The following is a 9,122-nucleotide window of genomic DNA, read 5'->3' on the forward strand; positions in this document are numbered from 1 at the left end:
ATCCATATTGAATAAGAGGTTAACCCGATCACTTATACAAGTATTATCCTGAAATTTCCGCATCCTTAGATTTCCACACTTAATTCGCTAGATGCACAGTGATCTGCCATACGGCGGAACTCTTTTACTCCAGCGGTTGTGCCATCTTTATGAGAATGGATAGAACCCCCTGCGGAAATCATGATGTCATTGCCAAAGGCGGCTTGTAACATAGGAACATGAGCTGGTGTCGCACCGCAGCTAAAACTAGGAATAGTACCTTTATGGCCATAGCAAGGGTTTTGCAACGCGTCTAAGCGTTTTTGTAAAACTTCTTTGCTTTCATCCAAATAACCGCCCATCATGCCAATGTGAATCATGTCGGCACCGGCAAGTCGCGCCAGTAAGCACCAAACATCAAAGGCAATCGAATAATTATCTTCTTTGGTGATAACGCCATCGCCTGATTTTTGATAGAAAGACACTTTGTTTGCTAGTGAAGACAGATAAGCAAAAGCATCTAGACCAGCCCATACATTGAGATGGTAGCCATAAATGTTTTTACTTTCATTGAGAGCAGAAGCGACTTCAGCGTATTGAGCAATTGGAAGATTAATCGCTGGGGCATAAATAACTTTTGCGCCATTTAGAACCTTATTCACGGCTTCAATGCGGTCGAGTAGGTGAGCGCCTTCAACTTCGCCTAAAATTTCATCTTCTTTAATAAAATCAATGCCGCCCTCAACCATTGCTTCAACCATGTTGCAAAGCATATCGAGAGACAAGCCTGTTTTGGGCTTAACGATACCACCAATTAGCGGTCGGTTATAAACAGAAATTTTGTCACGGATCCCTTGAATACCTAACTTTGGACCTTGGAAGGATTTAATGAGTTGTTCGGGTATATTTAAATCAACCAAGCGACAGCCTTTAATCAAATCGATATCCATTTGACCACCCATGACGACTGTCAAAAGATGAGTAAATGAGCCTGGGGTAAATATATCGAGCGGGAAAATGGTTTCAACTGCGTATAAGCCATTGGCTAAATCGCTAATATTAGTAACGCGGGCAGAGTATCTCTCCAACATTTCAGGAGTTTCATACTTTGAACGAAGATAGGGATTTCCAATTGATTGACCTATAACTAATGCATCTGCGGCTTCTTTAATTTTGGCTGACTTAATGTGATAGGTCGCTTTCAGATAGCTTGGCATTTCGTTTCCTCCATAATTACGTCGTTATTTACCGAAAAATCTTTTCCTAAATTCTGCCAATTAGTTAAGAAATAGAAAGTCTTGTCGTCGATTGAGTTTAGAAGCTAAGATCAATAGATTCCGCTACACTAAGCCTAAATTTCGAGACGATCAAAGTTTGCATTTTATATCATGAAGTCATTTCTAGAGGAACCATTTTTCTGTCTGATGTGAAGGCCAATTTGAGCCGTCGAGTATTAACTACACAATCTGCCCGTTATTGGAATATCTAATCCCGGCAATCTGTGACTACGATTCGATTTTAGGCTACAAAAAAATAATATTTAATGCTAAGTTTATGGCCATTATTTTATGGGATTAATAAATATTAAGGATTAATGTGACTCAAAAACAAACTAATCTTCCGTCGTTTGCAAGCCAGGCACAATATGATGGTCGGCTAAGACAGGCGCAATTAAAAATGGTTGCCATGTTGCAAATCATTGATGAGATTTGTTTAAAACATAAAATTGATTATTGGCTTGATGGTGGAACTTTGTTAGGTGCTATTCGTCATCAAGGATTTATTCCTTGGGATGATGATTTAGATATCTCAATGCCGCGTGCCAGTTATGAGCATTTTCTTCGAGTGGCGCCTACTGAAATTCCAGCCCATATGTGGTTGCAAACAGCACAAACTGATCCCGGTTTTTTTAATTTATCGGTTCCTTTAAAAATAAGAGATCGCAATAGTCGCTTTATCGAGACGCATGAGCAAGGTGATGAACCTTATCAACAAGGCATTTTCATTGATGTATTTGTCTACGATAGTATGCCGCTATCCGTTATCCAGCGTAAGCTTTACAAACTAATGGCTAAGAAAATTTTACGGTTATTGCGCCCCAAATACAGCCTAGTCGCAGCGGGTCATGGTGCAAATTTATATCAAACTTTAGGTTGCTTATTTTCTAAACAGATGTTAGAAAAGCAGCTACAGCGTATTATTCGCAAAGCGAATGCGAGCGGGAGTTCTTATTTAGGTACGGGATATGAGTGCGTAAATACAAATTTTGTTGCTTATACTGATATTTATCCACTTAAGCGCACGCGTTTTGAAACCGCTGAGTTTAATATTCCGAATCACTATGAAGTCATGCTTAAAGATCTCTATGGGGATTACCTGCAATTACCTCCAGAAGATCAACGGGTGATGAAACATTGTAAAGAATTAATCCCAGAACTTGTTGGATGATCTGTAGGCTGTCTGAAATGAATAGAAGAAGTTATGTCGATATTTAAATCTACTTTTGATGCAATTGGTACGGGGGCTGGCGTTGCTTGGCCCTCTTTTGGAATTCTTTCATCTGCTTTAAGTTTGGGAATTGGTGGTGCGGCAATGGCTGCGCTCGGATCGGTTTGCTGTGGATTATTCCTCCTAGTGGGGATGCGTGTTTTTTATCTTGCTTATAAAAAAAGTAGATTAGAAGAGTCGCAATTAAATAAAAAATTAACTATTCATTTGTCTCGTTTTATTGACCAGTTACATGACTGTTATTTAAATCGAGAGGAGCAAATGGATTTTTATACTTATTTAAGTCATTTTGATCTCAATGACTCAGATCGTCAACTTAATCTCCAAGTGCAATTTCTTGAATTTGTAAAGAAAAATGCCCCCAAATTTTTCCGTAAATACGATCAATTCTCTCCCGAAAAAAGGCTAGCCAAGATCGAAGAAATCATTAGTGATTTTCTTAACTCATCTGATTTTGAAAAAAATATTAAATCTCTTGCAAACGATGAACTCCTAGATGGGGCTTTTCTTAGTTTTGTTGGCGTATTTGGCGCATCGTCAGGTGCGACCTCAGGAATTATAGGCGTTCTTGCTGGTGTAGGATTGTTCAGTGGTTTCGCTGCTGTCCCAGTATTAGCTTCAATTGTTCTTACAACAGCGCTATTGTTAGCAATTTGCGGCACCGTAGTGTCCATTCATTCAAGCTTCGAAAAAAATAAGAAAACCCAAATATATAAAAATTTCAAAGCCTTTAATTGTGATTTTGCAGCGGAACTGACCTTGGGTGATGCCCAGGAGAGAGAAAAGCAGCTTCAGGAAGCTTCGGTTTATGAAGCCCCCGCCGCGCAAAGAGATTGGCGATCAACAGGAGCAAAAACGCCTGAAGTCGCTAGAGTTAGAGAAACACTATTTCATCCGCGCAGCACAAGTCAACAAGATCATTTACCCTCGATAGTAAGATGTTCGCCACAGCTAAACTGATAATGTAAATAGGGCAATTAACATTGTCCCTCCTCCTCAGGCATGATATAAAATTCAACGAACATCAATTCAAGGAGTTAAGTTCATGTCTAATAAATTCAATGAAGTGACGAAAGATATCAGTTCACAAATGGCGAAAATGCGCAAAGAAATGCCTGAAGTTATGGCGGGATTTTCTGCGCTTGCTCAGGCTGCTACTAAAGATGGGGCTTTGGACAAAAAGACCAAGGAGCTAATTGCTATGGCTTTGGCTGTTGCGAACCATTGTCCTGGTTGCATTGGGTTTCACTCCCAGGCTTTAGTAAAATTACAAACCAGTCGTGCAGAATTGATGGAAACCTTAGGTATGGCAATTTATATGGGGGGAGGACCTTCATTGATGTATGCTGCCGAAGCTTTGGAAGCATTTGAAGAGTTTAGCGCTTAGATTAAACCGCTGGTGCTGAAGCCAGTGAGGTGTTTGAGTAATGAATTGCCCGCGGCATCGACCGCGGGAATTCTATTATCAGTGACCAAAACCTTGAAAAGTTAGCTGGAAAGAACCGCACTGAGATATTCTTCTTGCTCATAGCTTTTAATGCTGTCGTCAATGAGCATGATAACTCCGACGAGCTCCATAACTATACCCATTGTTATTAAAGCAGTGCCTAAAAGCAGGCTAAATGGAGAGGGTATTACCAAAGCTAACCCTCCAGCGAGAAGGAGTCCAGCGCCCATTCCTACCAAGCTTTTACCGGTTGTTGTAGAGGAATAAGTTTTTTCTCTTTGGGCATAATAGAACGCTTCCTCAGGAGACGGCGTCTTAGTACTAAAAAATGAGGAGGGATTTGTACTCCTGGCATACTCAGAGTTACTATTATCGATAATCTGGAGCGCCGCTTGTTCATATATCATTTCTGCATTATAGGGAACAGCAAGATGGGCTAGATTGAATAAGGCAAATTTCCAGGAGTTATCATTGGTTGTATCATCATTAAATAAACCCTGCTTGACGAAAATCTTTTTTTGGCTATAAAAAGGATTATGTAGTATTGCGTCATGTTGGTTAGGAGTAATTGGGTCAATAATCAGTATTTCTTTGGCTCGGCCCTTATCATCAAGTTCAGTAAATAATGCATACCACAGACTTTTACCTTCTTTATTCACCTGTTGCCGCAAATGGCATATTTTTGCGTTTGGTTTACCTAGCATAATTTGGGCAATAAATTTATCTTCTTGCGAGGGAACTTCATCAATTGAATCCACACTAAAAAGGATGTTATCACCGGTGTAGGATAGATTAAACTGCTCGCAGCTCTCAGTGAATTCTACCTTTAATGCTTCTTCAGCACTGATTTCTCGCTGTGAACTATCTTTAAATTTATCTTTTAAATCTAAAGACAAATCAGTGCTCATGCGGATTCTTAAAGTGGTCATAACTTATCCCTAAAACTAATTTTTTAAAAAGGCCTAGGCTAACCAATATAAGAGGTTTTGTCAAAAAATACACATTATGGTTTTGTGAAAAACAACATTTTACGGGTTTAATAATTTACTATTAACCAAGAAGCGAGTGACTTGTCAGAAATAGATTTAAAAACTAAGACGGGGACTTTCTTCTGGTTCATTGCTTTCCACGCAGTTATCAATGAGGATGAACGCCCCGGCTAATGCCATAATGATACCAATTGCAATTAAAGCAAGGCCTAGAACTAGGCTAACTGGAGAGGGGATTGCTAAAACAATTGCACCAGCGGCAAGGCCTCCGGCGCCCAATAATAACAAGCTTTTGCCTGCGGTAGAGCTTGAAGCGGGTTTATCCTTTTTATCTTCGCTAGCAGATGAGCTTAGCTCTTTATCGACTTTGGGTGATGAGGCTTGCAGATTAGCAGGTGGACTAAAAAAGATAGAGGGATTTGTTTTAGTCGTTGTTTTTTTACTAATAGTTACCTTTTCCTTCGTTTCATCTTCCTGGCTTGGCAGTATGCATTGTCTCAATTCCTCACCAAGGGATAACTTGGGTTTTTGACGAGTATATACTTTTCCCGTTGTAGCAAGAGAAGCTAGATTTGCTAAGGCAAAGATCCAGCATATAGGAGTGCTAGGGGGTTGTTGTAAACCAAAACCCTGTTTCTGGTTAATTTTCTTTGCGTTCTGGCACAAAAATGGATTAAGTTCCATGTCTTTTTTGGCGGTAATGCCTCGACTAGAGTCAGTGATAATTATTTCTTCCAGTTGTCCTTGGTCGTCAAGTTGAGCGAATAATGCATGCCAGTGTGCACCTTTTTCAGTAGTATAGAGCCGCATATGGCAAATTTTAGCGTTTGGTATACCTCGTCTGATTTGAGCGGCGAATTTATCTTCTTGGGGCTTGCCATATTGCAGATCTAATGTATCAAATGAATCTACACTAAAAAGGATTGGTGCTTGGATGCCGGCTGGATTGAAGGAATTACAGAGCGCAGTAAATTCTGTTCCCAATGCTTCATCAGCAAAGATTTCTCTATCGCCTTCTCTAAATTTATCGTTTAAGCCTAAAGCTGACTTATATTGCATGAAGTTTAATAAAGTAGTCATGAATAACTTGAATGAGCTGCTGTAAGCCTAGTGTAACCGGGAAAGGGTGTTGTTGTCAAAAAATACTACATTTTGACTACATTAAAAACCATTCCTAATGACTTAACAACTCACTCATGTGTTGCATTTGCGGGTTAGACTTATTTTGTTGACAGGGATAATTCTTAGTTACTCCAAGCCAGGCGACTTGAGAGACGGTCATTTTATCCTTATCACTTTGCTGACTCGGAATATCTTTGTAGGTTTGTATAATCAGTGTGTTTAAAGTTGTGGCATCTAAATTAACATTGGCTGGAAGGCAAAATAAGGGCTTGCCCTGACTTTTTGCTAATTCATTGGATTGCATTAGGGTTTCGGCAATGCTTTCACTTGTAATAATTAACACATTACGAGCTGATCTTGCCCAAGCCTGAGATTGCTGATCCGCTTTCATTTCCATTTGCGGAATATTGTTGGAAATATTGATGTAATTATCGATTGTGTCAGCTTGAGTGTAAAAAGAGAATAACAAAATAACTGAGAATATTAACGAGCGCATCATCGATTCCTAATCATTATAGCCTAGCCAATAGAATCCAATAGATAATAATGAACTGGGTTATCTTTGCATATAAAAGGACCACATTCTAAGAATGTACTGATTCCATTGGCAAGAATCAAGAGGAGAAAAAAACTCATAAGAAAATAAAGCCAATAGCCAGGGTGGGACTTTCCTCAGTAAACCCTTGTTCAAACAAAAAAGCAATAGCAGCGATAGCTATGATAATCCCAAAACTAATCGCAGACCAGCTATAAAGAGATAAACCAAGTAAGGGCGAGCCATAACCTAAATCGCCGGGTGAAATATGCAAAAATCTGTCGTAGGGCAATAGCAAGACCTAATAAAGCAGCAAGAATCATTAAGCCATAATGAGACATTTTAGTACCCAATTTTAAATTCATACACAGGCAGAGGCCAACGCCAATGAAGCAGAGACGTTGCAATAAGCAAAGAGGGCATTTCTAATGAATCTTCCCCCGTTAACTCGTTTTATTGATATAGCCATTTTGCAGATGGCGCAGCAATTCCTCCTGATTGACCGGCGTCTGGGTTATGCCAAGGTACTTATCAGGTCGAATTAAAACCGCAGTTGGCTGCAGAATTCCAAATTTTTTATGAATACTTTGGTCAGTATCAATCCAAACTAAATGTGATTGAAATGCATCGTTAGTGGGATTAAGCAGGACTAAATGAGTCTGGATTAAGCCTTGATATTGTTGCCCTATGCCAAGAGCGGTATCCAGCAAGGTTGATAATTGACTATTGGCTAAGCCAGTAAATAAAAATAGATGATGCTGGGTTCCCTGAGTAATTTGATGGAATTGCTTTTTCTTACCTTGAGTATCAGTCAAGGAAAAATCATTGAGAAATTCGCCGACTTTAAAACGAGTCTTTTTCCCTAAAACCTTAACAATAGGGCTGTTGTCATAACTAATATCCAACTCAGCCAGATCTTTGAGGATAATACGCCTAACTGGTTTTAAAGAAACCATCGCTTGTAAGAATTTATTGCGCAAGCGAATGAGAATAGGGTTTGACAACAGGAGCATCTGTGTCATCACTCCGGTTTTCTTCAAAACATTCTTGGCAATAGGACGACGTTCACTTTGATAGCTGTCCAATAATTTTTCTGGAGCAAATCCTTTATGGACAAGCGCTAATTTCCAGGCCAAATTATAGATGTCTTGCATGCCTGTATTCATGCCTTGTCCACCCATAGGACTGTGAACATGGGCTGCGTCGCCAGCAAAAAAAACGCGACCGTAGCGATACTTTTCGATTTGTCGATGATCAATACCAAAAGGACTTATCCAAATGGCATCCGATAAAGTTGCTTTATCCGTACTACGCAAGTTAAATAATTCTTTGATATCTTCCATGGTCGGTTGCTGATGAGTAATTTTTTCAGGAGCTGTCATGACCAAACGATATCGCTGTTCACCCATAGGGAAACAAGCTAGCGGTCCTTTATCACTCATATAGACAAGAATTTTATGTTCGGGAAAATCCCAGTTAATGTGAATATCGGCAAGCCAAAAAGTTTGTTTGTAACTTGAGCCAAGAAATTTAGCATAAAGAAGTTGTCTTAAGGTACTGTGTGAACCATCACAGGCGATTACCCAGCTGGCATGGATCTTTTCTTGACTGCCATTTGCTCGTTGCAAGCTGGCGACGACATTATTTGTAGTTTGTTCAATCCCCGTTAATTCTGTATTCCACTCAACCTCAAGCCCTTTGCTCAGAAGCCCATTGCAGAAAATTTGCTCGGTTTTATTTTGTGGGAGATCAATGAAAAAATGACGATTTCCTTCCAGATCAGCAAAACTTGCATTGATTAGTTCTTTGCCCTGAGATTTTATCATCACGCCCTCAACTTTCAGGCCTTGGCTGAGTATTTCATCTAGAAAACCACAATCTTCAAGTAAGTCTAGGCTGCGGATGTGAATCGCTAATGCTTTTGATTGACTAGAAATTTCGCTTTTCTTATCAACGATGCGGCAACGTAAACCGTGACGACTTAATTCATTTGCACAGAATAAGCCAACAGGACCAGCACCAACGACGAGCACATCTAATAAATTCTCAGACATAATGATTTCCCTAATTCACGTTGCGATGAATAAATCCTTATTCAGAATTAGTCTAACTCGATTTTGGCTTAAAGTTGAAACAAAAGATCGTGATTGCGAAAATAGCTTCGAATGCCGGGGAAGGGATTTCCCTCTCCCCAACCTTCTCCCGCGAAGACATGAGCCAATGATTCAGATTCCTTTCGCGGGCGAGGGGATAGAACGGACGGATATCTGAGATAAAATTGCTAGGGAGCTCCACAGTCAAAGCCCCGGAGAGTCGCCAGATCTAGCGTAGGTTGGGCCAAGGCCTGAGGTATCGTCACTTTTTTTGAACAATATTTCGAGCCAAATCCAGTGTTTTACTGAACCGTTCAGCCTGAGGAGGAGCGCCAGCAACGTCTCGAAGGGCCTGTCCTGAGGCACTCGAAGGGTGCTTTGCACCAAGGCTTCGAGACAGCGCTACGCGCACCCGAGCATCCTGAGGCTCTCGAAGGACTCAGCCCGAA

9 protein-coding genes are annotated in these 9,122 nt (G+C 40.3%); 3 read left to right on the forward strand and 6 right to left on the reverse strand.

Annotation, left to right across the window (positions count from 1 at the left end; all coding sequences use genetic code 11):
- Window positions 1-65: 65 nt before the first annotated feature.
- Window positions 66-1,196, reverse strand: coding sequence for a RuBisCO large subunit C-terminal-like domain-containing protein (locus Ldro_RS04785; protein WP_058495279.1), 1,131 nt, complete (start codon window positions 1,194-1,196; stop codon window positions 66-68).
- A gap of 379 nt (window positions 1,197-1,575) precedes the next feature.
- Here Ldro_RS04785 and Ldro_RS04790 point away from each other — a divergent pair, with 379 nt between their 5' ends.
- The 3 genes from Ldro_RS04790 (at window position 1,576) to Ldro_RS04800 (ending at window position 3,874) form a co-directional block, all read left to right on the forward strand.
- A complete protein-coding gene (locus Ldro_RS04790) occupies window positions 1,576-2,427 on the forward strand; it encodes a LicD family protein (RefSeq protein ID WP_058495280.1) in 852 nt (283 codons plus the stop codon).
- A gap of 33 nt (window positions 2,428-2,460) precedes the next feature.
- Window positions 2,461-3,447 (forward strand): hypothetical protein, encoded by a 987-nt coding sequence (locus tag Ldro_RS04795; protein ID WP_058495281.1) that lies wholly within the window; start codon window positions 2,461-2,463, stop codon window positions 3,445-3,447.
- 85 nt (window positions 3,448-3,532) lie between these two features.
- The gene (locus tag Ldro_RS04800) at window positions 3,533-3,874 is read left to right on the forward strand and encodes a carboxymuconolactone decarboxylase family protein (RefSeq protein ID WP_058495282.1); all 342 of its coding nucleotides are present in this window, start codon (window positions 3,533-3,535) and stop codon (window positions 3,872-3,874) included.
- Window positions 3,875-3,975: 101 nt separating this feature from the next.
- Here Ldro_RS04800 and Ldro_RS04805 read toward each other — a convergent pair whose 3' ends face one another.
- The 5 genes from Ldro_RS04805 to Ldro_RS04825 form a co-directional block, all read right to left on the reverse strand.
- The gene (locus tag Ldro_RS04805) at window positions 3,976-4,863 is read right to left on the reverse strand and encodes a hypothetical protein (protein ID WP_058495283.1); all 888 of its coding nucleotides are present in this window, start codon (window positions 4,861-4,863) and stop codon (window positions 3,976-3,978) included.
- A gap of 156 nt (window positions 4,864-5,019) precedes the next feature.
- The gene (locus Ldro_RS04810; RefSeq protein WP_058495284.1) at window positions 5,020-6,003 is read right to left on the reverse strand and encodes a hypothetical protein; all 984 of its coding nucleotides are present in this window, start codon (window positions 6,001-6,003) and stop codon (window positions 5,020-5,022) included.
- Window positions 6,004-6,097: 94 nt separating this feature from the next.
- Window positions 6,098-6,541: a hypothetical protein gene (locus Ldro_RS04815; protein ID WP_058495285.1), complete on the reverse strand. Its 444-nt coding sequence runs from the start codon at window positions 6,539-6,541 to the stop codon at window positions 6,098-6,100.
- 136 nt (window positions 6,542-6,677) lie between these two features.
- Window positions 6,678-6,872, reverse strand: a complete 195-nt coding sequence (locus tag Ldro_RS16475) for a hypothetical protein (RefSeq protein ID WP_058495286.1) — start codon at window positions 6,870-6,872, stop codon at window positions 6,678-6,680.
- A gap of 151 nt (window positions 6,873-7,023) precedes the next feature.
- Window positions 7,024-8,634, reverse strand: coding sequence for an FAD-dependent oxidoreductase (locus Ldro_RS04825; RefSeq protein WP_058495287.1), 1,611 nt, complete (start codon window positions 8,632-8,634; stop codon window positions 7,024-7,026).
- Between the last annotated feature and the right edge of the window lie 488 nt (window positions 8,635-9,122).

The sequence above is a fragment of the Legionella drozanskii LLAP-1 genome (assembly GCF_001467585.1).
GTDB classification, from domain to species: Bacteria; Pseudomonadota; Gammaproteobacteria; order Legionellales; family Legionellaceae; genus Tatlockia; species Tatlockia drozanskii.